This window comes from Salinisphaera sp. LB1 (assembly GCF_003177035.1).
Lineage (GTDB): Bacteria > Pseudomonadota > Gammaproteobacteria > Nevskiales > Salinisphaeraceae > Salinisphaera.
The window spans coordinates 1,683,194-1,710,180 of sequence record NZ_CP029488.1; the positions used below are offsets into that span (position 1 = coordinate 1,683,194).

The window sequence follows — 26,987 nt, forward strand, 5'->3', positions numbered from 1 at the left end:
CCTGACCTAATGCCGATCGGGAACCGCGGAGCGTGCTGCGCCTATGGTTCGCCCGCCTGCGACGCGCGCTAACCGGGGTGAGCGCGTGGTCAACCAGGCCAGGGCGTAAACGGCGAAGCTGCTGCCTGCAATCGCCGACGAGGCCGGCAGGTTGATGTAATAGGACGCAACGATACCGCTCCAGGTTTCGGCCAGGGACAGCACCACGGTCAGGGCGAGGCCGCTGGCCACGCGTTTCGTCCACGCCTGGGCCGCCGCGGCCGGGCCAACGAAGATGGCAAAACTGAGCAGCGCGCCGATCACCGGCACGGTGACGGCGGCCATGGCAGCCAGCAGCAGGAGAAACAGCAGACCGATCAGGGCGACCGGGATGCCGCGGGCGCGCGCCGAGTCGGGGTTGAGGCTGGCAAAGCGCAACGGGCGGAACAGCACCGCCAGCGCGCCCACGACGGCCAGCGACACGCCGGCGGTGATCGCCAGCTGGGTTGCGTTTACGCCGTACAGGCTGCCGAAGAGAATACCGATCGCCGCGTTCGCGTTCGCGCTGTATAGATTGACGAACAGAATGCCGAGCCCGAGCGAGAACATGAGAATCATGCCGACGGACACGTCGCGCTCGCCCAGTTCGGTGCCGCCCAGATGCATGACCGCGGCGGCACCGAAGACGAACACGAACAGCCCCAGCATCGGATCGGCGCCGATCAACGAGGCGCCTGCGGCGCCGGCGAAGCCGACGTTGGCCAGCGCATGGGCGGCGAATGCCTGCCGGCGCAGGACCACGAAGTAACCGATCGCCGAGCCCGCGATCGCCACGCAGGTGCCGGCGGCAAACGCGTGACGCATGAACGCCATGTCGAGAAAAACCGGCCAGTTCATGCTTGTTTGCGCTGTCGCTCGTCGACCGGCGCGCAGTCGCAGTCGAGGCTTGCGCAGTTGGCGCCCGGGGCTTCGTCGCGCATCACGAACAACCGGCCGCGATCGCGCACGACGTGCATGGGCACGCCGTAGAGCCGGCTAAGCCCGGCCTCGGTGACGACTTCGTCGATGGCGCCGATATGGCCCCGGCCCCCGGCCAGATAGAGCACCCGGTCGGCCACATCGGCAATCGGATTGACGTCGTGGGTCGAAAACAGCACGGCCAGTCCCAGCTCCTGGCGCAGCCGCTCGGCCAGGGCCACCACCTGCGCCTGGGCGCCCGGATCGAGTTGCGCCAGCGGCTCATCCATGAATAGCAGGCGCGGCGAATTGACCAGAGCCTGCGCGATCATCAATCGCTGGCGCTGTCCGCCGGACAGGCTGTTCAGGCGGCGATCGGCCAATGCCTGGCCGTCGACCAGCGCAAGCGCCGCATTGACCGCGCGCGCGGCGTCGCGCCAGCGCCAGGTCGGGCCCCAGCGATGACTGGCGTAGGCCGCGGCCACGAATTCCCGGCCACTGAACTGGCCGTCGTGTGTCAGGCGCGTGCTTTGTGGCACATAGGCCACGCCGCGCCGTGCCTCCCGCGGTGCGCGGCCCAGCACCCGAACATGGCCGGCGATCGGCGGCACCAGCCCCAACAGGGTTTCGAACAGCGTGGTCTTGCCACAGCCGTTGGGGCCGGCCAGTGCCGTGAAGCTGGCCGGGGCAAGATCGAAGTCGAGGCCCGAAAAAGCCGGCTCGCCGGCCTTGCCGGCGGCCAGATCCTGCACGGAAACCACGCTGTCCGCGGTATTGATGGGGCTCGTGTCGGTCATGAGGATCGGGCCGCTGCCTGGTCGAGCGCCTGCTTGATCGCCTTGAGCTGTTCGATTTGCCACCGGGCGTAATCCTCGCCGTGCAGCGGAATGGCGCTCACGCCCACGGTGGGCACACCGCTGGCGCGAGCCGTCTTGACTTCCTGATCGGTCAGCCGGTTGTGCACTTGCTCGTTATAGATCAGCAGATCGACCTTGTGTTGCTGCAGCGCCTGGATGAAGGTCTTGACCTGCCGGGCGCTGGGCTGGCTGTTTTCCTCCGAGGCGTACTGAATCTTGCGATAGAGTTCGTGATAACCGAGCAACGCCAGCATGTAGTTGTAAACCGGCACAGTCGCGGTCACGGTGAGGTTCGGGTGCGCGGCGATCAGCGTCTGGACGGCGTCGTAGACCGGCAGCATCTGCGCCTGGAACCGATCGAGGCCCTGGCGATAATCCGCCGCGTGATCCGGGTCGATTCGCGCCAGCGTCGCCGCGACCTGGCTGGCGGTGGCCAGCACCGCCTGCGGCGAATAGAACAGATGCTCGTTCTTGTCCGGGCTCACAATGCCGCTGGCGGCATCGGCCGCGCGCACGACCTGACGCTTCGGGTTCGATGTGCCGGACAGCAGCGGCTCCATCCAGCCGTCGAAACCCAGACCATTCATGACCACGAGATCGGCCTGGCTCAGTTGACGCCCGATGCGCGGATTCGCCTCGAACTGGTGCGGATTGACGCTGGGGCTGTCGAGCAGCGAGGTCACCTTCACGTGCGAGCCGCCGACTGTCTTGGCGATACTGCCGTAACTGCTTTCCGCGGCCACGACGTTGACGGGGGCTGCGAACGCGGCCGGCGCCGACAGGGCGCAGGCGAGCAGGATGAGCCATCGCAATGCGGGCCGGGCGGTTGCAGGGTGAGTCATGATTATCGCCGGATAATGATAAGTACGTTATATTATAACAATCAAATGATCGCAACAAGCACTTCGCCATGCTTTGAGGACGTGTGGGCGTGACGCGTCCGCACGCCGCTGGCGTCTGCCGTCGCGTTGCGATCGGGCGGGCGGGTTTGCGATACGCTGTGGGCTCGAACCGCCGTCGCGAATCGTCGATCGTGCACGGCCCGTTATGCTGTGGCAGGGGTTCCGCCGTTCATGGGGTGCCGGCAACTTTGGCTTCACTGATCCAGGCGCCGCCCCGGCGTGAGCGCGACCCGTGGCTGCGCGCCGCCGGTAAGTACGGATTATCCGGCCGGTGCGAACTTTGCCCCGAGGTCGCGCCGCGATGAGGCGGCTCCGCCGCACAACACGACTCGCGCTGTGGATCGCGCTCGCTGCCTTGTTCCTGTGCCCCCTGGCCGTGATCGGCATCCGTTGGCTGACGGCGGCGCGTGCGCCCCATTTCGACACCAGTTATCTCAGCATCCGCGCCGATCCCGGCGATGCGCATGTCTTTCATGGCGAGTGGGATATTTCCGTGCGCGATCTGAACTCCGTGTTCCACTTGGACGCCAATGGCGACGGCGACGTCACGTTCGACGAATTGAAACCGCATTTTCCGAAGCTGGCGCAATACGCTTATGCCCACCTGCGCTTCAGTGATGGGCACAACGCTTGCGCCATCCGGCCGGAGCAGGTCGAGGAGGCCAACCGAAGCGGCGCCGAGGAATACATGGTGCTGCTGTTCCGGGTGGTCTGTCGTGCCGCAAAACCGGACATCCTGTCGGTGGAATACCGGTTGTTTGTCGCTTCGGACCCGAGCCATACCGGCCTGTTGGTGTTCCACGACCGGGGCCGCACCGACACCGCGCTTCTGTCCGCCGCCAACAAGCGGGTCCGCCTGCATCTGCCGGCCGGGTCGGGAGGGCCGGAATGACGTGGCGCCGGTTGGCGCGGTGCGCCGTGTGTCTGCCCCTCGTGCTGCTGGCGGTACTGTGTCCGGCGCACCGGGCGCGCGCCGATACGGTCGTGAGTTTGTTGGGGAATTACACGATCAATCAGTTCGTGGCGCTGCATGTGGACAAGCATCGGGTGACCGCGCATTACGTGGTGGTGATGGGCCAGATTCCGGCGCTCAAGGCGCTGCACGGGGCCGATACCAATCACGACGGGGTGACGTCCGAGAGCGAGCGCAGCGCGTACCTGAAGAAAATGTCGCCCCGGTTCGCCCGCCACCTGCGGCTGCAGGTCGATGGCCGGCGGCTGCCGTGGCATCTGGTGTCGTGGCACACCGGCCTGCCGTCCGACGACAGCGGATTCTCGCTGCGCTTCGACGCCTATTACACGGCGTCCCTGCCGGCGGCGACGGGCCAGGGGATTCATCATCTGCGCTGTGCCAACACCAATTACGGCGGCCGCAACGGCTGGAAGGAAATCGTCGTTCGATCCGGCGCCGGCGTGTCGATATTCGATACCAATGCCGCCAGCCGATCGCTTACCCATGCACTGCGGGAAAACCCGGGCCATTTGCCGCCCGGCGGCCCGCTGGACCAGCGAAGCGTACATCTGGCCTTCACCCAGGGCCCGCCGCCGGCCGGCTCGGTGCCGCTCGGCCCCAATCACGCACATCACGCGAACCCGTCGGCCCGTCATGGCGATGGGGCGAGCTGGTGGGGCTGGCTCGGTCGTCATGTCATGTTCGGCGCCTGGTCGCCCTCGACCGACGTCACGGCCGGATCATCGGGGGGCTGGTTTCAGCGTGCGACGCGCCAGCTGACGCACCTGATCTCGCCCGCGGGTCAGGCCGGGCCCGGACTGGCCTTGCTGGCGCTGTTGTTCGCGGCGCTGCTGGGGGCGGCACATGCCCTGTCGCCGGGCCACGGCAAGACGGTGGTCGGTGCGTATCTGGTGGGGACCCGCGGTACGCCGCGGCATGCCGCGTTCCTCGGATTGACGGTGACCGTCACCCACACGGCCGGCGTGTTCATGTTGGGCGCGGCCACGCTTGTGGCATCGCAGTACATTGTGCCGGAGCGGCTTTTTCCGGTTCTGAGCCTCGTCTCGGCCCTCATGGTGGTGATCATTGGCGTCGTGCTGTTGATCGCACGGATTCGCGACTGGCGCCGACAGGCCCGGAACGTCGAAGTCCCGGACGCCGTCCCGCCGGGCGCGGTCTATCGCTTCCAGCCGACAGGCGCAACGAGCCTGGCGCATCGTCACGACCACGACCACGACCACGACCACAGCCACAGCCACAGCCACAGCCACAGCCACGACCATGTGGATGCGAGCGGCGTACTCTGGCATCGCCACGGCGGTGGCTGGCATTCGCACCGGCCGCCCGGCGCCGACGGCGAACGGGTCACCTGGAAGAGCCTGCTGGCGCTCGGCATCTCCGGCGGACTCGTGCCCTGCCCGTCGGCGCTGGTGTTACTGCTGGCCGCCATCGCCGTGCATCGCACGGCCTATGGCATGGTTCTCGTGCTCGCCTTCAGCGTCGGGCTGGCGGCGATGCTCACGGCCGTAGGGCTGCTGTTTCTCTACGCGCGTCGGTTTCTGGACCGGCGATCATCGCGTCAGGGCCGGTTCCTGCGAATCTTGCCGGTGTTGAGTGCCGGCTTGATCGTATTGGTCGGCTGTTTCATGTGCTATGCCGTGTTGGCCGCGCTCGAGGCGGGCTTCTGAAGCGCCTGGGGTTGTTGCAAAGATCGCATGCCGGTCGCCGTGGCATGGCGCCTCGGGCAGCGCGCGGGTTTCGGTACGGCTTCGGTCGCCGGGGAGTTAGTCGTGCACTCGGTTGATTGGTTTAAGCTCTGTGCTTTGGCTTGAAAGCGCAGGATGAAGGCAGGTTGATGGCGGCACGATGGTGCAGTTGGGGATTGGCGTTGGGCCTGATGCTCACGAGTGCCGCGGCATACGCGGCCAGTACCACGCTCGAATCGGTGCGCCTCGACTCGCAGGCCAGCGGCGTCAGCGTGCATTTCCACTTCGACAGCGTGCCGAAATATCACTGGTTTTCGCTCGCGAATCCCGCACGTGCGGTCATCGATTTCGACGATACACGGGCCGGCGACATCAACAGCGTTTCCGGCGGTGCCGTGCACCGCCTGCGCCTGGCGCGCCATGCGGACGGGACCCTGCGCGCCGTGCTCGATCTGGGCGGCAAGGCGCAGCTTGATAACGTCCATGTGCGCGGCGACGATGTGATCGCCTCGATACACGGCGGTGCTTCAGCCGCCCGTGGCGCCTCGTCTTCGTCGGATCAGGACGGCTCGGCATCCTCGACATCGAAACCCGACCGTAGCCATGCCGCGTCGCGCCGCCCGAACGCCGTCTATCGTGCCGAGGCCAGCAACGACAGCATCGTGGTCGTGATCGATCCGGGCCACGGTGGTCATGATCCGGGCACGCGAGCCGGCAACGGTCTGAAGGAAAAGACGGTCAATCTGGCCATCGCCAAGCGGCTGTATGAGCGGCTCAAGCAGACGCAACGCATACATCCGATACTCACGCGCCACAACGACACGTTCGTCACCCTCCGCCAACGGGTGCGCATCGCGCAGGAACATCACGCCAACTTGTTCGTGTCCATCCATGCCAATGCGTATCCCAATGATCGATCGGTCAAGGGCGGGACTTGCTACATGCTGTCCGAGCACGGCGCGACCGACGCCAAGACGGCCCAGCTGGCGCATTTCGAAAACACGCGCGATCGCAGTCTGGCGGGCGTGCATTTTTCCGGGGACCCGACGCTCAATGCGGTCCTGACCGATCTGTTCCAGAATGCCTCGATCGAGGATGCCGACGATGTGGCGCAGAATATCATTCACCAGTTTGCCCAGATCGAGCCGATCTATCGGCATAAGCCGCCGCGGGCCAATTTCGCGGTGTTGCGCGACCCGATGGTGCCTTCGGTGCTGTGTGAAACCGCGTTCCTGTCCAATCCGCATCAGGCCAAACTCATGGCAACCCGCCATTTCCGCAACGAGCTGGCCGATGCCATGTACAAGGGCATCGTGAAGTATTTCCACGACCATCCGCCCGAGAAAATGCGGGCAACCGGCGGCTCGACGTACACCGTCAAGCCGGGGGATACCCTGTCCGAGATCGCCTCGCGCCAGGGCGTGTCCGAAAACGCGATCATGGATATCAACCATCTGCATTCGAAGACGCTTCAGGCGGGGCAGAAACTACAACTGCCGCACAGCCATTAATTAGATTGAGCGTTCGCCGGGCCAGGGCGAGCGGGGAGCACGTGTTGGGTCATGCCGACTGCAAGTGACCGCCGATCATTCGCTTCGACCGCCGCGCAGCCGTTCACGACGTCCGAGTGGGTGCGGCTATCCGGCCTGTACGGCTTCATCGGGCTGCTTCATGTCGTCGGATGGGGGCTCTATCTCGGCTATGTGCGGCAATATCCGGCGCTGGTCGGGCTTGGGCTGACGGCCTATCTGTTCGGCTTGCGCCATGCCTTCGATGCCGACCACATTGCAGCAATCGACAATACCGTGCGTTCGGTGCTGGCCAGGCGACGAAGCCCGCTCAGCATCGGGTTCTTCTTTTCGCTCGGGCATTCGACCGTGGTCTTCGGAGTCGCTGTCCTGCTGGCCTGCACGGCCTCCGCGTTCACGCAGTATCCGCGGATCGAGCATATCGGCGGGGTATTCGGGGCCTCGGTGTCCGGTATCTTTCTCTGGGTCATCGGCATACTCAACCTGCTCGTGCTGCTGGAACTGCTCCAGATCTGGGGCCGGGCCCGGCATGGCAACCACAGCCACGACGACCTCGAGGCCATGCTCGCCCGGCGAGGCCTGATCAACCGACTGCTTGGGCAGCGGTATCTGCAGGGCATCAAGTACGGCTGGCAAATGTATCCGCTCGGTTTCCTGTTCGGCCTGGGATTGGATACCGCGACCGAAGTCAGTTTGCTGGCCATGACGGCTGGCGCTGCCAGCGGCTCGTTACCCTGGCCGGCGGTGCTTTCGCTGCCGATCCTGTTCGCGGCCGGCATGACGCTGCTGGATACCACCGACAGCGTGCTGATGACGAAGGCCTATCGCTGGGCTTTCATCAACCCGGTTCGCAAGGTGTTCTACAACGCGACGACCACGTTGCTGTCGGTGGTCGTGGCGTTGGTCATCGGCACCATCGAGCTATCGCAGGTGCTGGTCGGCACGCTGGGTCTGAAGGGTGGGATCTTCAGCACGATTGCCGATCTGAATTTCGGCGATGCCGGCTTCGTGATTGTCGGCCTGTTCATGCTGGCCTGGCTGGCGTCTCTGTCGCTCTGGAAATTCGGCCGGCCGGGGCGCGATTACCCTACCGCCCCATCGACCGGTGACGGCTCCTTTTCGGAGCCCTGAGGCTGCGTCATGGCCCGGGTGCGCCATAACGAATGGGCGCGCGGCGTCGATCGTCAGCAGCGTAAGTCGGGTGCCGAGAGAAACCATGGGCCGGTGTGCTTGCCGGGCCTCCCAAGCGAGTTTTAGCGGCCCGCGCAGTTCGCGCAGAGACCATCGACTTCGATGGTCTGATGATCGACGATGAACCCGCTCCGCTTCGCCTCGTTGGCAATGGCGTCGTCGATGTCGGTGCTCTGGATCTCGGCCGCGCGCCCGCATTCGCGGCAGATGAAGAACTTCGGCGGATGGCGGTCGTGATCGATGCCACAGCCGATGAACGCGTTCTGCGATTCGATCTTGTGGATCAGGCCGGCGTCGAGCAGGAAATCCAGGGCGCGATACACGGTCGGCGGCGCGGCATTGCCGCGTTCTGTGTTGATCTGGGCGAGTACGTCGTAGGCCTTGGTCGGCTGGTGATTGACCCAGATCAGTTCCAGCACGCGGCGCCGGATCGCGGTCAGGCGCAGCCCGCGTTCGGCGCAGACCGCCTCGGCCCGGTTCAGGGCGTCGGCGATGCAGGCTTCGTGATCGTGGCCGCGGTGGCCGAACGCTATGTTTGGTGCCGTCTGGGTCATGGATGATCCGACCGAGATTGTTGGCAAGCATTGTCGCGCGAACATGCGACCCTGGCGAGCGCCGCGCGGCCCGGCGGTGTCCGTCGGCCCGATACAGCGACTCTGCGTCGTCTAGGGCCTGTTGCCGTTTCGTCCGAGTCCGCGCCAAGCGCTGTTTTGCGGCAAGACGAGGCGTAGCGAATGTGGCGTAGTCGTTCTACGCGAGAGAGCTACAACGCTGGATTGCCGCAAAACAGCGCTTGTCCCGAAGGGTTGGGCCGCAAATCGCGCCCTGCGGCGTTGCGAGTCTGGGTCGTGGCACGCCACGACGCGGCGACTCGCGCCTTGCCGGACACGATTTGCGGTCTCCAACGCGGTGCTCGCACGAAACGGCAACAGGCCCTAGATATTTGGCGGTAAAATACGCGTTTGACAAGAGCATGGGTCGATTGGCGCCATCGGCACCGCGAGCACCACACGGGAGCGCAGCGCATGCGGTATTCGTCGATTCTTTCTCTGCTGGCGGCGGCCGGACTGGCCGGCGCTCTGGCCGGCTGCGGGCAGTCCGGCGCGGCGTCGGACTGTGGCCAGCTCGCTATTCACGATGCCTGGGTCACACCCGCGCATGCCGGTTCGCGCGAGATGCTCGGCTATTTCACCCTGCGTAACGACGGGTCGGCGCCCGTCACCGTGAACGGCGCGGCCAGCAATGCCTTCGATCGGGCGATTTTCCAGAACAAGGCGGCGGCCGCGCAGTCCGCGAACAATGCCAATGGCGGCGCCCAGCCGCTGGCGCCGTTCACGGTGCAAGGCGGCGCCGAGATGGCATTCAGGCCGGGCGAGCGCGAGGTCGCACTCTACTCGCCGAGCCGGGCCTATAGCGCGGGCGACCACATCAAGCTGAGCGTGATATGCGGCAGCCAGCATGCCAAGCTGACCACCACGGCGACGGTGCGCGACCGGCACGGCAATCTGCCGGCCGCGGGCGATAGTGAGGATGCCGCCGATCGCCAGCAGGTGATTAAGGACGGGCGCGACGGCGGCGGCGCCGGGGCGACTGACGACTCCAAGACTGCGAACTGATCGCGACGGATGCAAGCCATGGCATTGGCCTTCACCAAGATGCACGGGCTCGGTAACGACTTCGTGGTGCTCGACGCCACGACCGCGCCGATCGCGCTCGACCAGGCGACCGCCCGGCGTATCGCCGACCGCCGCTTCGGCATCGGTTGCGATCAGATCCTGATCGTCGAGCCGCCGCGCAGCGCGGAAGCGGATTTCGCCTACCGCATTCTCAATTCGGACGGCAGCGAATCCGGCCAGTGCGGCAACGGCGCGCGCTGTTTCGTGCGCTACGTGCGCGAGGCCGGGCTGACCGACAAGCGCCGCATCGTGGTCGATATCCGCGACGGCCGGATGACGCTGGAAGCACTGGACGACGACCTGTTCGCGGTCGCGCTCGGTGTGCCCGAGTTCGAGCCCGCGCGTATTCCACTGACCGGTTTCGATCGCGCGCCGAGTTACCGGCTGGACGACGTGGCCGGGCAATCGGTGACGTTTGCCGCGGTATCGCTGGGCAATCCGCACGCGGTTCTTCGTGTGCCCGACGTGGCGAGCGCCGAGGTCGAGCGCATCGGTCCGGCGCTGGAGCGCCACCCCGCGTTCCCCGAGCGTGTGAATGTGGGTTTCTGTGAAATCGTGGCGCGCGATCACATCCGTCTGCGCGTATTCGAGCGCGGCGCCGGTGAGACGCTCGCCTGTGGCAGCGGGGCGGCCGCGGCGGTGGTCACGGGCATTGCCGCCGGCGACCTTGACGCCGACGTGCGAGTGGATCTGCCGGGCGGCAGTGCGCGTATACGCTGGGAAAGCGCCGATGCGCCGGCGGTTCTCATCGGGCCGGCGGAACGCGTTTTCGAGGGGAAACTGGTATCGTCTGATCAGGGGCGATGAGCCCTGAACCGCTGTCGCCGTCCATGGCGCGTTTGTTGCCTCGCCGGTGACAGCCACCGAAAAGATCGCCTGCCATGAACGAAGCCGAAAAACAGCCTGTATCGATTGATCTCGACGAATCCGAGGTGGCGGCCTATCTCGCCGCGCACCCGGATTTTCTGCGCCGGCATCCCGAGGCCTTCGAGGCCATGGATGTGCCGCATGCCTCGGGTAGCGCCGTCTCGCTGATCGAGCGCCAGGTGCGCGTACTGCGCGATACCAACGCCAGGATCCAGTCGCGCTTCGAGGAGCTGCTGGCCGCCGCCCAGAGCAACGAGGAGCGCGTGGTCCAGCTCAATCGCGTGGCCCGGATCATGGCCGGTGCGGTCGAGGTCGATCCCATGATCGAGTCGCTCACGCGTTGCCTGGGCGATCATCTGGCCGTGGACCGCGTTTATGTCGGCATTCAGGGCACGCTGCCGACGACCGTCGACAGTATCCAGCCGCTGGAGGATGACGCCGACGCCAGCCGGGCGCTGACCAATGTATTTCGTCGGGGCAAGCCGATCTGCGGCGAATTGAGCGCGACTCAATCCAAGGCGTTGTTCGCCAGCGACGACGATGCGCTGATGACCAGCGCTGCGATGATCCCGCTGGGCCAGCACGGCATACACGGCGCGATCGTGCTCGCCAGTGCCGATCCGAAACGCTTCACCGCCGATATGGGCACGCTGTTCGTGGAATTGTTCGGCGACCTGCTCACGGCCACGCTGCGTCGTCTGCTCGGCACCGACGTGTTGCCCTGATCGGTCGTCGCGCCATGGCCGCTAGTGGCGACACGAGCACATCGAAACGCGAGGCGTTGGAGCGCGCGATCGCGGATTATCTCGATCACCTGCGACACATCCGCCGGGCCTCGGCGCATACGGTGGCCGGTTATGCCCGCGATCTGGCGGCGGCCGGGGATTTTCTGTCCGGCCGCGGCATCGACGACTGGCGCCGGGTCACGCCGGCCGACATGCGCGACCTGCTGGCCGCGCGCCATCGTGGCGGCGCCAAGCCCACCAGCCTGGCGCGGCTGGCCTCGGCCGTGCGCAGCTTCTATGTCTGGCGCATGCGCCAGGGACTGTCCGAGACCAACCCGGCGGCCGATGTGCGGGCGCCGAAAAAACCGGCGCGCCTGCCGGAAACCATCGATGTCGACGATCTCGCGGCCATGCTCGATGCCACGCCGGGCGATACGCTCGAAGTGCGCGATCACGCTCTACTGGAATTGTTCTATACCGCCGGCATTCGCTTGGCCGAGGCCGTGGGGCTGGACGTGACCGATCTCGATCTCGCGGCCGGTGAGGCGCGCGTGATCGGCAAGGGCAATCGCCAGCGCACGGTACCGGTCGGCTCACGGGCTGCGGCGGCACTGAAACACTGGCTCAGCGAGCGCGCCAATCTGGCCGCGCCCGGCGAAACGGCGTTGTTCGTCTCGCGTCGCGGCAGCCGGCTGTCGCGTTCCAGCGTGGCGGCGCGGATGGAGCGCTGGGCGATCAGCCACGGCCTGCCGGTGCATCTGCATCCGCACAAACTGCGTCATTCCTTTGCCACCCACATGCTGGAATCCTCGGCCGATCTGCGCGCAGTGCAGGAACTGCTCGGCCACGCCAATATCTCCACCACACAGATCTACACCCATCTGGATTTCTCGCATCTGGCGCGCATCTACGATGCCGCCCATCCGCGGGCGCATGGCGAAGCAGAGGATTAGGGCGTGATGCGAAGGCGTATTGCCTGACGACACGCTCTCGCGCAGTGTCTTTTGGATGCAGCCTGCTTATGGGCCACGTTCTCCAACAAAGTCTGCGTTCATCGCATCTGCGTAGATCTGCGTCCATCTGCGGAGAATCCGTTTACAGACCGTGTGACGCGGCTCGACGCGTGGCGGCGCGCCGCCCGGGTTCGGCCGCATGGGCGGCGGCGTCCTCGGCCAGCGATTGCCGGTATTCACGCGGCGTGGTGCCGGTCAGGCGCCGGAAGTGGCGATTGAAGTTCGACAGATTGCTGTAGCCGGCCATGAAGCAGACATCGGCCACCGAATAGCGCGAATCCAGCAGCAATCGGCAGGCGTGGTCGATCCGGAGCCGGCGCACGAAGGCAACGAACGTATCGCCCGTGGCCTGCTTGAAGAAGCGCGAGAAGGTCGAGGGCGTCATGCCCTGCCAGCGCGCCACCGCTGTCATGCTGATATGGCGATTGAAGTGGCGATGGATGTGCTGAAGGATTGCGTCCACCTGCTCCGAGCGCACGCCGGCATGCCGCAGGTGATAATCCGGGCTGGTCAGCAGCCGATAGTCGTTGCGCGCCAGCCGGCCCAGCAGCTCGATCAGCGTGGAGACACGTGCCACATCGTCCTGGTGGCCCATGGCTTCCAGTCGGCTCGCGGCGTCCTGGGCATCGGCGCCGGTGAACAGCACGCCGCGGCCAGTGTCCTGTATCAGCCGTTCCACCCGGCGTAGTTCCGGGCACAGGCGCATCAACGATTCCAACCATTCGCCGCGAAACTGCAACACCACGTCGCGCTGCTCGATGACGTCGTCGTCTTGCAGCAGGTCGCTGAACCAGGCGTGCGGCAGGTTGGGCCCCACCAGCACCAGGTTGCCCGGCCCGAACCGGCCGGCGTAGTCCCCCACCATGTAGTGGCCGTAGGAATGCCGGATCAGGTGCAGCTCGTACTCGGGGTGGAAATTCCATTTCGCCAGCGGCGAGGGAAACCCGTGGGTATGCCAGTAAAAGCTGTGGCGCGGATCGTGGGCAATGTTCTCGTAGACCGGCTCGCCCAGTTCGCCGGGCCGGGGGTAGGGGCCGCTCATATCGCGCCTGTTACGCCGCGCAATAAGCCGGCTGGTCGATCCGCGGCCGGCGGTGCGGCCGACCAGAGCCTGATTTCGCGTCCTGCTTTAGTCGTACTGATTGCTGTATCAAGCATTTTTCCAAACCCGGACGATGTCGGTAACTATGCATTCTTGCAGGATTATCAGCGAGCAGGGGTTCAGGTCGTGAAAAAAAGTACAGATCGGGCGAAAAATCCGGTCTAGTCCGCTCGCCGGGTGCAGCCGTAGCGTCGACGGTAACTTAAGCCGTACGCGGCCAGGAATTGAGGAGGCGCAATGCAAGCCCAGGCGCTGGTGCTGGAACGACAGCACGAATTGTCCCTGCGAGAGATTGACCTGCCGGCGGAGCTCGGCGCGCATGACGTGCGCGTGCACGTGCATACCGTCGGTATCTGCGGCAGCGATGTCCACTATTACACCCACGGCCGCATCGGTCCGTTCGTGGTCAACGAGCCGATGGTGCTGGGCCACGAGGCCTCCGGCACCATCACCGAAGTGGGCTCGGCGGTCACCGACCTGGCGGTGGGCGACCGGGTGTGCATGGAGCCGGGTATTCCGGACATGACCTCCCGCGCCGCCAAGCTCGGGGTCTACAACGTCGATCCGGCGGTGCGTTTCTGGGCCACGCCGCCGATCCATGGCTGCCTGACGCCGGAAGTGGTGCATCCTGCGGCCTTCACCTACAAGTTGCCGGACAACGTGTCGTTCGCCGAGGGCGCGATGGTCGAGCCGTTGGCGATCGGTATGCAGGCCACCGTCAAGGCGCGCATGACGCCGGGCGATGTCTGTGTCGTCACCGGCGCCGGGCCGATCGGGCTGATGGTCGCGTTGTCGGCGTTGGCCGGCGGGGCCAGTGAAGTGATCGTCTCCGATCTGGTCGACGAAAAGCTCGAGATCGCGGCCGGCTATGACGGCATCACGACTGTGAACGTCGCGCGCGAGTCGCTGACCGACAAGGTCGCCGCGCGCTGCGGCGCCGACTGGGGTGCCGACGTCGTGTTCGAGGCCAGCGGCAGCCCGAAGGTCTACGATGATGCGCTGGCATCAGTGCGCCCGGCGGGCACGCTGGTACTGGTGGGCATGCCGGTAGAGCCGGTGACCTTCGACATCGTCGCCGCCCAGGCCAAGGAAATCTCGATCGAGACGGTGTTTCGCTACGCCAACGTCTACGACCGCACGATCGCCCTGATCGCCTCGGGCAAGATCGATCTTAAGCCATTGATTTCGGAAACGTTCGACTTCGCCGACAGCGTCGCCGCCTTCGAGCGCGCCGCCCGCGGCGAGCCGAGCGACGTGAAGCTGCAGATCCTGCTGGATAAATAGAACACACAAGGAGGCCGGACCATGACCACTCATCACTCACGCCGCGACATTCTCAAGGGCCTGGGCGGCGCGGCCGCCCTGACCACGCTGGGCGCGGGGTCGTTGCGTACTGCGCTGGCCCAGACCATGGCCGACGACAAGACCTGGAAACAGGCCAGCGGCACGACCATTCAGTTCATCTCCGAGAACACGCCGCCGACCACCGCGATCGCGGCCAACCTGGAGCCGTTCAAGAAACTGACTGGCATAGACGTCAAGATCACCCAGCTTGAGCTTGGCGATCTGGTCAAGAAGGTGGCACTGGACTTCGGCTCCGGCCGCAGCGCCTACGACGTGATCTATGCCGACCCGTATCAGGTGGTTGCGCCCTATCACCAGGGCCTGATGGATCTGAACACGCTCAACGGCAAGCATGGGCTGCCGGCCGTGCCCAAGGGGCTCGGCGACTTCATCCCGACCCAGCTTGGCGCGGCGGGCTATTTCGGCAATCGCAAGGCGCTGTATGCGCTGCCCTACGATTGCCCGACCATGATCTGGATCTATCGCAAGGACTTGTTCGACAAGTACCACGACCAGATGCAACAGGATCTCGGCTTCGACCCGACGCCGTCCGACAAGATCACCTGGGAGCAGTACTACCAGATCGCGAAGTGGTTCAATGGCGATCACGTCAAGGAAGTGAAGTACGGCACCGGCCACCAGGCCAAGCAGTACGACTCGCTGATGTGCGATTTCTCCAACGTGCTGATGGCCTACGGCGGCGAGTATTTCCACAATGGTGACCAGGTCGGCCTGCTCGGTACGGCCAAGCCGGGCCCGTGCACGCTGGATCAGCCGGCCGCGATCCAGGCCGCCCAGTTCTACCAGAAGTTGCTCAAGATCGCCGATCCGGGCAGCACGAGCTGGGACTGGACCGGCGTAGCCAATGCCTTCGAGAACGATCGCTTCGCGATGATGCCGGAATGGCACGAGTTCGCCGGCTCGCTGGAATCCGGCAAGCTCAAGGGCAAGGTCGGTTATGCGCCGCTGCCCACGGGCCCCGCGCGCAGCGCCAACCTGTATGGCGGCACCGGTATCGGTATCAACGGCAACGCCACCGGCAAGCAGAAGACCGCGGCCTGGCTGTTCGTGGTCTGGGCCACCTCGCCGCAGACCCAGCTGGCCGGCCTCAAGAGCAAGCAAGGCGGCGGCACGCCGACCCGCACTTCGGTCTACAACATGCCCGAGGTGAAAAAGGCCAGCCATCCGCCGACCGACATGCCCAACATGCTCACGGCCGATACCATGCAGGTGGCCTGGGACAGCGACCATATTGGCCTGCGGCCCAAGATTCCGTCGTGGAACCAGGCGGATACGGCCGTGTTCACCGAGTTGTCCAAGATGCTGGCTGGTCAGCAGTCGCCCGAGCAGACCATGAAGTCGGCCAAGCACAAGGTCGACTCGGCGACGGGCGCGTAACGACCATGGCAGCTAAGGCGCGCCGCGGCGGGCAGGGCTTCGAGCTGGCGATGATGTCGCCAGCTCTGCTCCTGCTCGCGGCGATCTCGTTCATTCCGTTGTTCACCATGATCTGGATGAGCCTGAGCAAGGTCGGGCTCATCGGCGGGCTGTCGTTCGACTTCATCGGGCTGGCCAACTGGAAGCATCTGTTCAGCGATCCGGACATCGGCTCGAGCTGGATCCTGAGCGTGATCTATTTCGCGGCTACGGTGGGCGCGGAGATGATCGTCGGCACGGTGATGGCACTGCTTATCCACAGCCTGATCAAGGCCCGCAACATCGTGCTGTCGCTGGTGCTGATTCCGATGTTCATCGCGCCGATCATCGTCGGCCTGCTCGGGCGTTTTCTGCTGGATCCGAGCTTCGGACTGTACTCGTGGTTTCTGTCCGCCACCGGGCTGTACGACGGCAATATCCTGGGCTCGGTCGGGCCCGCTCTGGCGGCGGTGATTGCGCTGGATATCTGGGAATGGTCGCCGCTGGTCGCGCTCATCGTGCTGGCCGGGCTCACGGCCGTGCCGACGGATATTATCGAGGCGGCTGAGGTCGATGGCGCCAGTTATCGGCACAAGCTGGTGTCGATCATCCTGCCGTCGATCCTGCCGATTCTGCTGGTGGCCCTGCTGATCCGCGCGATGGACGCGATCCGTTTCTTCGCGATCATCTTCATCACCACCAACGGCGGGCCGGCGGATTCGACCAAGATCATCCCCATCCGGCTGTACGACATCGCCTTTCGTTTCTTCGATCTGGGCTATGCCTCGGCCGTGGGCCTGACCATGCTCGTGTTCTCGATCGTCATCGCGACCGTGTTCGTGCGCGTGCTCAAACGCAACGAGGCTGTGGCATGAATACCCGGGGCCATCCGCTCAGCACGCTCTTCCGCTGGGTATTGATTGCGCTCATGCTGGTCTGGACGCTGGTGCCCATCGCCTGGATGGTGCTGTCGTCGTTCAAACCCAACAACGCGATCACGGCCTATCCGCCGGAGCTGTTCTTTGCGCCCACGCTGGCGCACTACGGGGCGCTGTTCTCGGGCGGCAACAATCTCTGGCACAACGTCGTCAACAGCCTGATCGCCACCGGCGTGTCCACGTTCATCGCGGTGGTGCTGGGCGCGACCGCGGGCTATGGCCTGTCGCGCATCCAGATTCGCGGCAAGGATCATCTGGCGTTCTGGATCATCAGCACACGCATGGCGCCGATCGCGGCGGTGATCGTGCCGTTGTATCTGATGTTCCGTTATCTGCACATGCTGGATAGCTACAGCGGCCTGATCGTGGCGTATCTCAGCTTCAACCTGCCGTTCGCAATCTGGTTGATGACGGCCTTCTTCGACGACCTGCCGCGCGACCTGGAAGAGGCCGCCCGCATCGACGGCGCCACCAAATGGCAGGTGTTCTGGCACGTCGCCCTGCCGCTGATGAAACCCGGCATCGCCACTACCACCATCCTGTGTTTCATCTTTGCCTGGAACGATTATGCGTTCGCCGCCACCTTCGCCGGCCCGGGCACGCAGACCATTCCCATCGCCGCCGCCCAGCTGCTCACGCAGACCGGCATCGACTGGGGCAAGCTGCTGGCCATCGGCACCGTCGTTGTCTGCCCAATGGCCGTATTCGGCCTGCTGGTCAAACGCTGGCTCGTTACCGGGCTGACGCTCGGCGCGGTGAAGTAGGTTGTTGTGTAGTGTTCGTTCGAGAGTCCGCAAATGAACGCGAATTAACGCAAATGAGGACAGTAAATACAGACAGAAGGCATCTATCCGCAGATTGCACAGATTTCGCAGATTCAAGACAGATAGTTTTGTTATTTGGATTTCGGATGTGCCATTGAAAACAATCCTGGCCGCGATTGGGGGCAACGACTCGCATGCAGCAGTCCTTTCCGCGCCAATCTGCTTGCATCTGCGTCGATCTGCGGACAAGGTCTTCGCTTTAATTTGCGCCCATGCGCGTTTATTTGCGGACTGGAAAAATAGAAGCGGAAAAGCCCGCACGAGGAGCAATTCATGACAGTGATGTCGAAATTCGATCTGACCGGCAAGGTTGCCGTCGTCACCGGCGGCAACGGCGGGATTGGCGAAGCGCTCGCCCATGCGCTGGCCGAGGCGGGGGCGGCGGTGGCCATCGTCGCCCGGCGGGTGGACAAGGCCGAGAATGTGGCCGCGGCCATCCGCGAGGCCGGCGGCAAGGCCATGTCCGTGGGCGCCGACGTGACCGACGTGGACGCCATCGAGCCGATGCTCGATTCGATCGAGTCCGCGTTCGGCCCGATCGATATCTTCGTCAACAACGCGGGCACCTGTGAGCACAAGCCGGCGCTGGAGGTCACGCCCGAAGGCTGGCGCCAGATCTTCGATGTGAACGTGCACGGGTTGTGGAACTGTTGCCAGGCGGTGGGCCGGCGCATGGCCGAGCGTGGCTCGGGCAACATCATCAACGTGGGTTCGATCTCGGCCGAGATCGTCAACCGCCCGCAGATGCAGCCGGCCTACAACGCCTCCAAGGCCGCCGTGCACCAGCTCACCAAGTCTTTGGCGGCCGAATGGGCGCCGAGCGGCATCCGTGTGAATGCCATCGCGCCGGGTTATGTCCGTACCGAGATGGCCGAGGTCGACAATCCGAAGTTCAAGCCCTACTGGATCGACGATGCGCCCATGCAGCGCGCCGCCACGCCGGAAGAACTGGGACCATCCATCGTGTATCTCGCCAGCGAGGCCTCCAGCTTCATGACCGGCTCGATCCTCAAGATCGATGGGGGCTATACGCTTTGGTAGGCCGCCAAACCGAGGACACGGGGCGAGCGAAGAAGAAGGCTTGTCCGCAGATCGACGCAGATTCACGCAGATCGAATACAGATAGAAAGGCATTCATCCGCAGATTACGCAGATGACACAGATTGAAGACAAAAAGATTGGAAGGGTTCGATTTTGGTTTGCGGATAGGGCTTGCGGTGATCGCGACGGCAGCGATGCCTCTGGTTCTGCAGCGCCTTCCGCGCTTAATCTGCGTATATCTGTGAAATCTGCGGATAAAACGTCTGTATTCATTCGCCGGTCTGTGCTGATCTGCGGATAGAAATAGTTTCAGAGGAAAGACCCATGGCAGTCGTAGAACTCAACCAAGTCGGCAAGCGTTACCCGGGCTCGGACGACCTGGCGGTGAAGGACTTCAACCTCGTCACCGAAGACGGCGAATTCGTCGTCCTTGTGGGCCCGTCGGGCTGTGGCAAGACCACGACCATGCGCATGATCGCCGGGCTGGAAGAGCACACCGAAGGCGAAATCAAGATCGGCGATCGCGATGTCACCGGCGTGGCGCCCAAGGATCGCGACATCGCCATGGTGTTCCAGAGCTATGCCCTGTATCCGCACATGACCGTGCGCGACAACATGGCATTCTCCCTCAAGCTCAAGAAATACGACAAGGCCGACATCAAGAAACGCGTCGACGACGCGGCCGAGGTACTGGGCATCACCAGCCTGCTGGATCGCAAACCTCGGGCCCTGTCCGGCGGCCAGCGCCAGCGTGTCGCCCTCGGCCGGGCCATCGTGCGCCAGCCGCAGGTGTTCCTGATGGACGAGCCGTTGTCCAATCTCGACGCCAAGCTGCGCGTCGACATGCGCGCCGAGATCGTCAAACTGCACCGCAAGCTCGGCGTGACCACCTTCTATGTCACCCACGACCAAACCGAAGCCATGACCATGGGTCAACGGATCGCGGTGATGAAGGACGGCATCGTCCAGCAGATCGATAGCCCCAACAATCTCTACCAGCACCCGTCGAACGAGTTCGTGGCCGGCTTCATCGGCACGCCGTCGATGAATTTCCTCGATGCCAACATCAGCGACAACCGCGTCAGCGGCCAGGATTACGGTCTGGCGCTGGACGAGGAACGCCGCCGGCTCGTGGAAGGGCGGGGCCGCGTCCGCGTCGGCATCCGGCCCGAGCATCTGCATCTGGCGACCGGCGACGATCGTGCCTGCCGGCTGTTCGGCGCCGTGGAAGTGGTCGAGCCGCTGGGCTCGCTCACCATGATCCAGGTGAAGGTGGGCGAGAGCACGCTCACCGCCCAGATCGAACCGCACCAGCAGGTGGCCATGGGCGACGAGGTCACGCTGACCTGCGCGGCCGACAAACTGTACCTGTTCGACCCGGAATCCGGCACCGCGCTCATCGGCATCGACAACAGCCAGCACGACCGCGCCGCGTAGGTTGGCCATTCATTGCCGATAAACGCGGTTTCGCTGCTGGCTGAACCGTTTCCGAACCGGCGCGCTGCTGCCCGTGCTTGAATCGGGTCGCGCCTGGCCCCACAACGTTGATCACGTGACACAATGCGGGGTGACCCGGTGAAGCAATTCGACGGCACAACGATTCTTTCCGTGCGCCGCGAGGGCCAGGTGGCCGTCGCCGGCGATGGGCAGGTCTCGATGGGCGACACCATGTTCAAGGGCAACGCCCGCAAGGTGCGCCGCCTCTACGACGAGCAGGTTCTGGCGGGTTTCGCCGGCGGTACCGCCGATGCGTTCACGCTGTTCGAGCGCTTCGAGGGCAAGCTGTCGCAGCACAACGGCCAGCTCGTGAAATCCGCCGTCGACATGGCCAAGGACTGGCGCACCGACCGTGCCCTGCGCCGGCTGGAGGCGTTGCTGCTGGTGGCCGACAAGACCGCCACGCTCATGCTCTCCGGCAATGGCGACGTGATGGAGCCGGAATACGGCTGCATGGCGATCGGCTCCGGCGGCTCCTATGCCCAGGCCGCGGCCCGCGCCCTGATCGAGAATACCGACATGCCCGCGTCCGAGATTGCCGAAAAGGCGATGCATATCGCCGCGGATACCTGCATTTATACCAACCACCACATCACCGTCGAGGTGCTCGACTATGAGTGATACCGCCCCCCAAGCCATCGAAGCCGAAGACTCGCAGCGCGCACTGCCGCGTTCGCAGATGACGCCGCGCGAGATCGTCGCCGAACTCGATCGGCACATCATCGGCCAGGCCGATGCCAAGCGCTCGGTCGCCATCGCCCTGCGCAACCGCTGGCGGCGCATGCAGCTCGACGACGCCATCCGCGGCGAAATTACGCCCAAGAACATCCTCATGATCGGGCCGACCGGCGTCGGCAAGACCGAGATCGCGCGTCGTCTGGCCAAGTTGGCCAAGGCGCCGTTCACCAAGGTCGAGGCCACCAAGTTCACCGAGGTGGGCTATGTCGGCAAGGAAGTCGATTCGATCATCAAGGATCTGGTCGAAGTCGGCATGAAAATGTCGCGCGAGGAAGCCAAGAAGCGCGTGCATAACGACGCCGAACTCGCGGCCGAGGAGCGCATTCTCGACGCACTGCTGCCCCAGCCCAAGCACAACGAGTGGGACGACTCCTCCAAGGCCACCGAATCCACGGCCACCCGCGAGGTGTTCCGCAAGCGTCTGCGCGAAGGCAAGATCGACGACAAGGAGATCGAGCTGGAATTGCGCCAGAGCCAGCCCAGCGTCGAGATCATGGCGCCGCCCGGCATGGAAGAGATGACCAGCCAGCTGCAGTCGATGTTCCAGAACATGGGCGGGCAGAACAAGACCAAGCGCTCCAAGATCAGGATCAAGGATGCGTACCGTCAGCTGGTCGACGAAGAAGCCGCCAAACTGGTCGACGAAGAGCAGATCAAGACCCAGGCCATCCACGAAGTCGAGAACAACGGCATCGTCTTCCTCGACGAGATCGACAAGGTCTGCAAGCGCTCGGACGCCGGCGGCGGCTCGGGCGGCGATGTCTCCCGCGAAGGCGTACAGCGCGACCTGCTCCCGCTGGTGGAAGGCTCCACCGTGTCGACCAAGTACGGCATGGTCCGCACCGATCACATCCTGTTCATCGCCTCGGGCGCGTTCCACGTGGCCAAGCCGTCGGACCTGATCCCCGAGCTGCAGGGGCGTCTGCCGATCCGCGTCGAGCTCGATGCGCTCAAGGCCGAGGATTTCGTGCGCATCCTCACCGAGCCGCATTGCTCGCTCACCGAGCAGTACATCGCGCTCATGAATACCGAGGGTGTCACCATCGCCTTCACCGACGACGGCGTGAAGCGCATCGCCGAGATGGCGTTCAATGTCAACGAAGGCACCGAGAACATCGGCGCCCGGCGTCTGCACACCATCATGGAACGCCTGATGGAGGAAATCTCCTTCGAAGGGCCGGACAAGTCCGGCGAGACACTCACCGTCGACGCCGCCTATGTCGACAGCAAGTTGAAGGATCTTGCTGCAGACGAAGACCTGTCGCGCTATATTCTGTAGTCGACAGGTCGGCGGTCGGGCGCTTTGCGGCTCGAACCAGCCGGAGCAGGATGCCTGCTCCGGCTTTTTTGTGGCTCACGATACGTGGGCGGGCCAGTCGTACGACCGGCTTGGCGTTTCGCGCTGATGCACGAATCTTCCCGAGCAGTTTTGTCCGACGCCCGGCGGGATGCTTCGAGCCACGAGGCTGGTCGAAGTTTGGTTTCGCACTGATGTGCGAGTCCCTTCTTTTGCTTGCTCAAAAGAAGGAATCAAGAAAAGAGCATCCGCATCGGCGCCGGCTGCGCCGGTGCACTCCGATGCTCGCGTCGACGGGATGCGGCAAAAACTTGGGCGGCTTTGGCCGTCCTCAGACAGCTTGCCGCACCGGCGCAGTGCGCCGGACACCCGTCGCCGCTGCGCGTCTCCGTCGCCTCAGACGGGGCGTAATACAAACACCAACTCCGTTACCTCGCGCGCCGTGTCTGTATTCGGGGTCCCTTGAGCGCAGCGCCGAGCAGTGGAGGCCGCAAGAGGAAAAAGACAGCCGTGTGTCTGAATGCTGCGTAGCAGCGCGAGTTTCGCGGCTGTCCCTCTTGCGGGCCGGAGCCGCGCAGGGCACCGATGCGTAGCATCGGCGCAAGGTAGGGTGTCTTTTCCTTTGCTTCCTTTCGTTTGGACAAGCAAACGAAAGGGAGTCGCACATCAGTGCGAAACCCCAAGCACCGAGAACCACCAGAGTCGTGGCTCGGCACCGAGCCCATCCAACCCTGCACGCAAACCCCAGCAAACATCGCAAAGCGTGGTTGCTTCCAACACCCCCACACGCGGATCATGATCGCCCCACGACCGAACGGACTGCCCACCATGGCCGAAGCGCCCACCGACATCACCCTCCACCAGAAATCCAAGGTGCTCGAAGTCGTCTTCGAAGACGGCGCCACCTACAACCTGCCGCTGGAATACCTGCGCGTCTATTCGCCCTCGGCCGAAGTCCGGGGCCACGGCGGCCCCATGCAACTCGTCACCGGCAAGAAGGATGTCGGCGTCGAACAGATCGAGCCGGTGGGCAACTACGCCATCCAGCTGCACTTCGACGACGGCCACAACACCGGCATCTTCTCCTGGGACACCCTGCGCGAGCTGGGCGAGAACTACGAAGCCAACTGGGCCGACTACATCAAGCGGCTCGAAGAGGCGGGGGCGACCCGCGAAAAGCTCTGGCACTGAAATCCGAAAAGACGTGTGTTAAACGCACTTACCACCCATATCCGGTGATAGCCCGTCATCCGGACGGCGTGAGTCCTCGTCTAACTCACTGAAACGAAAAGCCCCACGCCAACCTGCGCGAAAGGTTTATTGAGCCTCCCATTTCCGTTGTGCTATGCAATCAGCACGAAGGGGGATCGTGGCTGGCCAAATGAGTGGCCGGCCGCGTTTCATGGAAACCGGGGGAATCATGTCATGCGTGCCCGCATCCTGGCCGCCGCGCTCGTTCTGAGCACGGCCGCCGTCTCCGCTCATGCGGAATCCGTTAGTCATTACCTCGGTCGCGTCGTTGGCGGTTTCGGTGCCGGCGTTGGCCAGGCCGCCATGCGGCCGATTGCCGATTCACAGCCGTAGTGGGTGACCGTGGCGCCGCGATCCAAGACGGAATGTCTGGCGCTGACGCATCAGGCGTTGAACCGGGCGTATCTGCGGTGCCGGCGTGGGTGGCAGGAGTATGTCCGGTATGACGCGGCGGGGCGGAAGGTTGTTTTGTCGGAGCGGAGGATTCCGAGTTGGGGATGGTGTTTGCAGCAACGAGCGATAATTGCCGGATATATATAGATATGGATGGCTATATATCTAATGCTAGATATATTTCGTCTACTTGGCGTTAAGCGTCCAATCTAGGAAAGATAGATGGTCCAAGAACAGACAGATATAGATTTCGTCATATTTTATTCGTGGCAAAGTGACTTGCCAGACTCGACAAATCGAAGAGCAATAAGGTCAGCTATTAGAGCCGCCAGCTCTAAGGCTGAGGAAACATCAGATGTTAGAGTAGTTATGGACGAAGCTACCCGGGATTTAAGCGGTAGCCCTAATATTCCCGCATCAATAATTGCAAAGATTGAAGCATGTGATTTGTTTATTTGCGATTTGACCACGATTAACTCAGGTGGTGATGAAAGCTTAAGGCGTACACCTAACCCTAATGTTCTTTTCGAGCTTGGCTATGCTGTTAGTCAAGTTGGGTGGTCTAGAGTTGTCATGTTGTTTAACCAAGAATTTGGTAAATTTCCAAGCGACCTTCCTTTTGATATCGACAGACATAGAGCGTCTCCTTACGAGATAAATTCAGAAAATCCAAAAGATAAGGCCAATATTAAAAAATTGGAAACCCTGATCTCTGACGCAGTGAGCTCGGTTATTTCTAATAACCCACCAAAACTGTCAGACCTTAAAGCTAAGTCCCCGCAAGAAATCAAGAAAGAGAGGGATGTGAAAAATATAAGCTGGGCTATTGCTTCCCTGCATATACCGTCGTTGACTGAATTAATTGAAGGCCTTCCGCGCTATCTGCCTGACAGGATTTTCCACTTCTGGGAAAGCTTTAAGGGTATTGTAAGAAACCCGCTATTCCATGTTTATGACAAACGAGTCGAAGAATTACTTGTATCGCTCTGTGAAGCATGGGAAACCTGTCTTTCTTTTCCTGGAAGATATCATTCGGCCCCAGGCGGTAAGGTCCATATTTTTGCTAATCCTGGAGATGCAGCGTTAGACAATGAGCAAGAGCTCGATTGGGATGAGATAAACAATGCGAGATCGCTGATGGCAGCCAAATTTTATGAGCTTCTGGATGTGATAAGAGCTGAGTATATTGAAATTGATGTTGATTTATTGAGTAAGAATGCATGGAAAGAGTATATTGAATTTCAACATGAAATGTTGGATGAACTAGAGAATGATGTTTAACAATCGGCTGCACAGCGACCGATTTTCCGCCGCGTTGCAGCTTCAAACCGGCGTGTGAGCCGGGCGTTAGCTAGAGAATGTAGGATGGAATCAGCTGTTGATCAAAAAACTAAGGCACTAACAGCTCTTTACGAAAAATATAGGTGCGAGCACCCGACCACGAAGCTTCGATTGCGAACCGTGCGCGGAGGCGCTACTCAGCGAGTCCTCCAGTGCGTGACCTGCGGGGAAGCGACGTCTAGAGCCTTCTCGAAGCAAGAAGCGCAGGAGATGAATGGCGGTAATGAGCCTCCAGCATTTGACGACGCCCTCCTTCGAAATTGGAAAGAGCGTTACAACGCCGAAACGCAGCAAATAATAGGACGCTATAAAACCCGGTCTGCTTACGAGCGCGCCGAGTTCTTCCGTTGGTACGACAAGTACTTGAAATCGTCGAAATGGAAAGAGAAAAGAGAAAAAGTATTACTACGCGCCCAAGGGGTTTGTGAAGGCTGTCGAGAAACGGCAGCGTCGGAGGTTCATCATTTGACCTACCGAAATGTTGGCGATGAGTTGCTATTCCAGCTAGTCGCGGTTTGTAACTCTTGCCACAAGCGGCTGCACGATAGTGAAGATGAGTTTCCGGAAAGCTAAGGAATCGCTGCAGTTGACCGCCCAAAGCGCTGCCGCGCTTCGGTCGGCAACTGAGCTTAGACGTTAGCTTCTTAGTGCAATGACCTCAGTCTCCGGCTACATCGTCCGCCTTTCTCACGAACGGGAGGAATTACTTGCGTCCTCGATCTACGAGAGTTTCGCCGAGCCGGTGCCTGAATTTCAGCATAGCCGGAACGTTCCTCTTATCTGCTTCGTTGTTTCAGATAATGGAATTCTTCGTTGGATAGCTCGAGGCAGGCGCGGCGTGAGAGCAGGAACCGACCTGCGGCGCTTGAATCTTGAGGATTTTTACACCCTCACCGAGAACGTTCACATCAATGCGCTAATTGAGCGCAGCGCCAAGCGGTTCAAAGCAAAACTATCCGAAAGATTTAGCAGCGGTGGCTTATTACCGCCGAAAACTTTTCAAGAGTTCCTTAGGGTGCTATCAGAATACGCGCCCCAGGCCGGGAGTACTCTTGCGGGGTTCAGTGAGGCGCGGAGCCGAAGAATTAGAGGGCTTGGTGTAAAAGTCAGAGAAAGCTTGGCGGAACAGAAGGAAGCTGTTGCAACGGCAATGAATATCGCCGGGATAGATCGCAAGGAGCTGTTGAACTGGGATATTGATGAGTCGGAAAAGCCAAGCTCGTTCTTAGACGGGCTGAGTCAGGTGCGGCAGAGAGAAGACCCCATGGTTATATCTGACTCTCAAGTTGTGCCCGGGTTTGATGCTATCCGTACCACTCGATTCAGCTCTGTCATCTTTGAGAATGAACGTAGGAAACTCACGGTTTTGATCACGAACCGCCAGCCGCTTGAGGAGCAGCTTGGAGTTGATCTGATCTATTACAACGGGCTCTTGTGACATGGTTTGAGCC

26 protein-coding genes are annotated in these 26,987 nt (G+C 62.6%); 21 read left to right on the forward strand and 5 right to left on the reverse strand.

The window, feature by feature from the left end:
* Window positions 1-6 precede the first annotated feature (6 nt).
* Genes SALB1_RS07575 through SALB1_RS07585 form a run of 3 tightly spaced genes read right to left on the reverse strand, consistent with a single transcriptional unit; the run spans window position 7 to window position 2,635 of the window.
* Window positions 7-876, reverse strand: coding sequence for a metal ABC transporter permease (locus SALB1_RS07575; protein ID WP_109993317.1), 870 nt, complete (start codon window positions 874-876; stop codon window positions 7-9).
* Window positions 873-1,733: a metal ABC transporter ATP-binding protein gene (locus SALB1_RS07580; RefSeq protein ID WP_109993318.1), complete on the reverse strand. Its 861-nt coding sequence runs from the start codon at window positions 1,731-1,733 to the stop codon at window positions 873-875. The genes SALB1_RS07575 and SALB1_RS07580 overlap by 4 nt, the downstream gene beginning before the upstream one ends.
* The gene (locus SALB1_RS07585; protein WP_109993319.1) at window positions 1,730-2,635 is read right to left on the reverse strand and encodes a metal ABC transporter solute-binding protein, Zn/Mn family; all 906 of its coding nucleotides are present in this window, start codon (window positions 2,633-2,635) and stop codon (window positions 1,730-1,732) included. The genes SALB1_RS07580 and SALB1_RS07585 overlap by 4 nt, the downstream gene beginning before the upstream one ends.
* Window positions 2,636-2,996: 361 nt before the next feature.
* On the opposite strand from SALB1_RS07585, the gene SALB1_RS07590 reads away from it, so the two are divergent.
* From SALB1_RS07590 to SALB1_RS07605, 4 genes are all read left to right on the forward strand, one after another.
* Complete coding sequence (locus SALB1_RS07590) at window positions 2,997-3,587, forward strand: hypothetical protein (RefSeq protein ID WP_109993320.1); 591 nt, start codon at window positions 2,997-2,999, stop codon at window positions 3,585-3,587.
* A gap of 26 nt (window positions 3,588-3,613) precedes the next feature.
* Window positions 3,614-5,335 (forward strand): nickel/cobalt transporter, encoded by a 1,722-nt coding sequence (locus SALB1_RS07595; protein ID WP_158590668.1) that lies wholly within the window; start codon window positions 3,614-3,616, stop codon window positions 5,333-5,335.
* Window positions 5,336-5,502: 167 nt separating this feature from the next.
* The gene (locus SALB1_RS07600) at window positions 5,503-6,864 is read left to right on the forward strand and encodes an N-acetylmuramoyl-L-alanine amidase (RefSeq protein WP_145961275.1); all 1,362 of its coding nucleotides are present in this window, start codon (window positions 5,503-5,505) and stop codon (window positions 6,862-6,864) included.
* 51 nt (window positions 6,865-6,915) lie between these two features.
* Window positions 6,916-8,013 (forward strand): HoxN/HupN/NixA family nickel/cobalt transporter, encoded by a 1,098-nt coding sequence (locus SALB1_RS07605; RefSeq protein WP_109993323.1) that lies wholly within the window; start codon window positions 6,916-6,918, stop codon window positions 8,011-8,013.
* 122 nt (window positions 8,014-8,135) lie between these two features.
* Here SALB1_RS07605 and SALB1_RS07610 read toward each other — a convergent pair whose 3' ends face one another.
* Entirely contained in the window at window positions 8,136-8,627 is a 492-nt protein-coding gene (locus SALB1_RS07610) for a Fur family transcriptional regulator (RefSeq protein ID WP_109993324.1), read from the reverse strand.
* A 471-nt stretch (window positions 8,628-9,098) separates the two neighbouring features.
* Between SALB1_RS07610 and SALB1_RS07615 the strand changes: the two genes are divergently transcribed.
* The 4 genes from SALB1_RS07615 to xerC all read left to right on the forward strand — a co-directional run bounded on the left by SALB1_RS07615 (window position 9,099) and on the right by xerC (window position 12,294).
* Window positions 9,099-9,689: a copper chaperone PCu(A)C gene (locus SALB1_RS07615; RefSeq protein ID WP_109993325.1), complete on the forward strand. Its 591-nt coding sequence runs from the start codon at window positions 9,099-9,101 to the stop codon at window positions 9,687-9,689.
* 18 nt (window positions 9,690-9,707) lie between these two features.
* The gene (gene dapF, locus SALB1_RS07620) at window positions 9,708-10,556 is read left to right on the forward strand and encodes a diaminopimelate epimerase (protein ID WP_109995329.1); all 849 of its coding nucleotides are present in this window, start codon (window positions 9,708-9,710) and stop codon (window positions 10,554-10,556) included.
* Between the two features lie 74 nt (window positions 10,557-10,630).
* Entirely contained in the window at window positions 10,631-11,341 is a 711-nt protein-coding gene (locus SALB1_RS07625; protein WP_109993326.1) for a DUF484 family protein, read from the forward strand.
* Window positions 11,342-11,355: 14 nt separating this feature from the next.
* Window positions 11,356-12,294 (forward strand): tyrosine recombinase XerC, encoded by a 939-nt coding sequence (gene xerC, locus SALB1_RS07630; RefSeq protein WP_109993327.1) that lies wholly within the window; start codon window positions 11,356-11,358, stop codon window positions 12,292-12,294.
* Window positions 12,295-12,436: 142 nt separating this feature from the next.
* Here xerC and SALB1_RS07635 read toward each other — a convergent pair whose 3' ends face one another.
* Window positions 12,437-13,396 carry an AraC family transcriptional regulator gene (locus SALB1_RS07635; RefSeq protein ID WP_109993328.1) on the reverse strand — a complete coding sequence of 320 codons (960 nt, stop codon included), beginning with the start codon at window positions 13,394-13,396 and terminating at the stop codon, window positions 12,437-12,439.
* A gap of 297 nt (window positions 13,397-13,693) precedes the next feature.
* Here SALB1_RS07635 and SALB1_RS07640 point away from each other — a divergent pair, with 297 nt between their 5' ends.
* The 13 genes from SALB1_RS07640 to SALB1_RS07700 all read left to right on the forward strand — a co-directional run bounded on the left by SALB1_RS07640 (window position 13,694) and on the right by SALB1_RS07700 (window position 26,974).
* Entirely contained in the window at window positions 13,694-14,740 is a 1,047-nt protein-coding gene (locus SALB1_RS07640; protein ID WP_109993329.1) for an NAD(P)-dependent alcohol dehydrogenase, read from the forward strand.
* 21 nt (window positions 14,741-14,761) lie between these two features.
* The gene (locus SALB1_RS07645; RefSeq protein WP_109993330.1) at window positions 14,762-16,198 is read left to right on the forward strand and encodes a substrate-binding domain-containing protein; all 1,437 of its coding nucleotides are present in this window, start codon (window positions 14,762-14,764) and stop codon (window positions 16,196-16,198) included.
* Between the two features lie 5 nt (window positions 16,199-16,203).
* Window positions 16,204-17,091 (forward strand): carbohydrate ABC transporter permease, encoded by an 888-nt coding sequence (locus tag SALB1_RS07650; RefSeq protein WP_199678725.1) that lies wholly within the window; start codon window positions 16,204-16,206, stop codon window positions 17,089-17,091.
* Window positions 17,088-17,918 (forward strand): carbohydrate ABC transporter permease, encoded by an 831-nt coding sequence (locus SALB1_RS07655; RefSeq protein ID WP_109993331.1) that lies wholly within the window; start codon window positions 17,088-17,090, stop codon window positions 17,916-17,918. The genes SALB1_RS07650 and SALB1_RS07655 overlap by 4 nt, the downstream gene beginning before the upstream one ends.
* 333 nt (window positions 17,919-18,251) lie before the next feature.
* Entirely contained in the window at window positions 18,252-19,019 is a 768-nt protein-coding gene (locus SALB1_RS07660; RefSeq protein ID WP_109993332.1) for an SDR family NAD(P)-dependent oxidoreductase, read from the forward strand.
* A gap of 324 nt (window positions 19,020-19,343) precedes the next feature.
* The gene (locus SALB1_RS07665) at window positions 19,344-20,456 is read left to right on the forward strand and encodes an ABC transporter ATP-binding protein (protein ID WP_109993333.1); all 1,113 of its coding nucleotides are present in this window, start codon (window positions 19,344-19,346) and stop codon (window positions 20,454-20,456) included.
* 138 nt (window positions 20,457-20,594) lie between these two features.
* Window positions 20,595-21,137, forward strand: a complete 543-nt coding sequence (gene hslV, locus SALB1_RS07670) for an ATP-dependent protease subunit HslV (RefSeq protein ID WP_109995332.1) — start codon at window positions 20,595-20,597, stop codon at window positions 21,135-21,137.
* A gap of 58 nt (window positions 21,138-21,195) precedes the next feature.
* Window positions 21,196-22,533, forward strand: coding sequence for an ATP-dependent protease ATPase subunit HslU (gene hslU, locus SALB1_RS07675; protein ID WP_109995331.1), 1,338 nt, complete (start codon window positions 21,196-21,198; stop codon window positions 22,531-22,533).
* A gap of 846 nt (window positions 22,534-23,379) precedes the next feature.
* On the forward strand, window positions 23,380-23,742 hold the full coding sequence (locus tag SALB1_RS07685; protein ID WP_109993335.1) for a gamma-butyrobetaine hydroxylase-like domain-containing protein: 363 nt from the start codon (window positions 23,380-23,382) through the stop codon (window positions 23,740-23,742).
* Between the two features lie 234 nt (window positions 23,743-23,976).
* The gene (locus SALB1_RS19015; RefSeq protein WP_158590670.1) at window positions 23,977-24,135 is read left to right on the forward strand and encodes a hypothetical protein; all 159 of its coding nucleotides are present in this window, start codon (window positions 23,977-23,979) and stop codon (window positions 24,133-24,135) included.
* Between the two features lie 282 nt (window positions 24,136-24,417).
* Window positions 24,418-25,476, forward strand: a complete 1,059-nt coding sequence (locus SALB1_RS07690; protein WP_109993336.1) for a TIR domain-containing protein — start codon at window positions 24,418-24,420, stop codon at window positions 25,474-25,476.
* 84 nt (window positions 25,477-25,560) lie between these two features.
* Window positions 25,561-26,109 (forward strand): HNH endonuclease, encoded by a 549-nt coding sequence (locus tag SALB1_RS07695; protein ID WP_109993337.1) that lies wholly within the window; start codon window positions 25,561-25,563, stop codon window positions 26,107-26,109.
* A 79-nt stretch (window positions 26,110-26,188) separates the two neighbouring features.
* On the forward strand, window positions 26,189-26,974 hold the full coding sequence (locus SALB1_RS07700; protein WP_179950717.1) for a hypothetical protein: 786 nt from the start codon (window positions 26,189-26,191) through the stop codon (window positions 26,972-26,974).
* Window positions 26,975-26,987 lie beyond the last annotated feature (13 nt).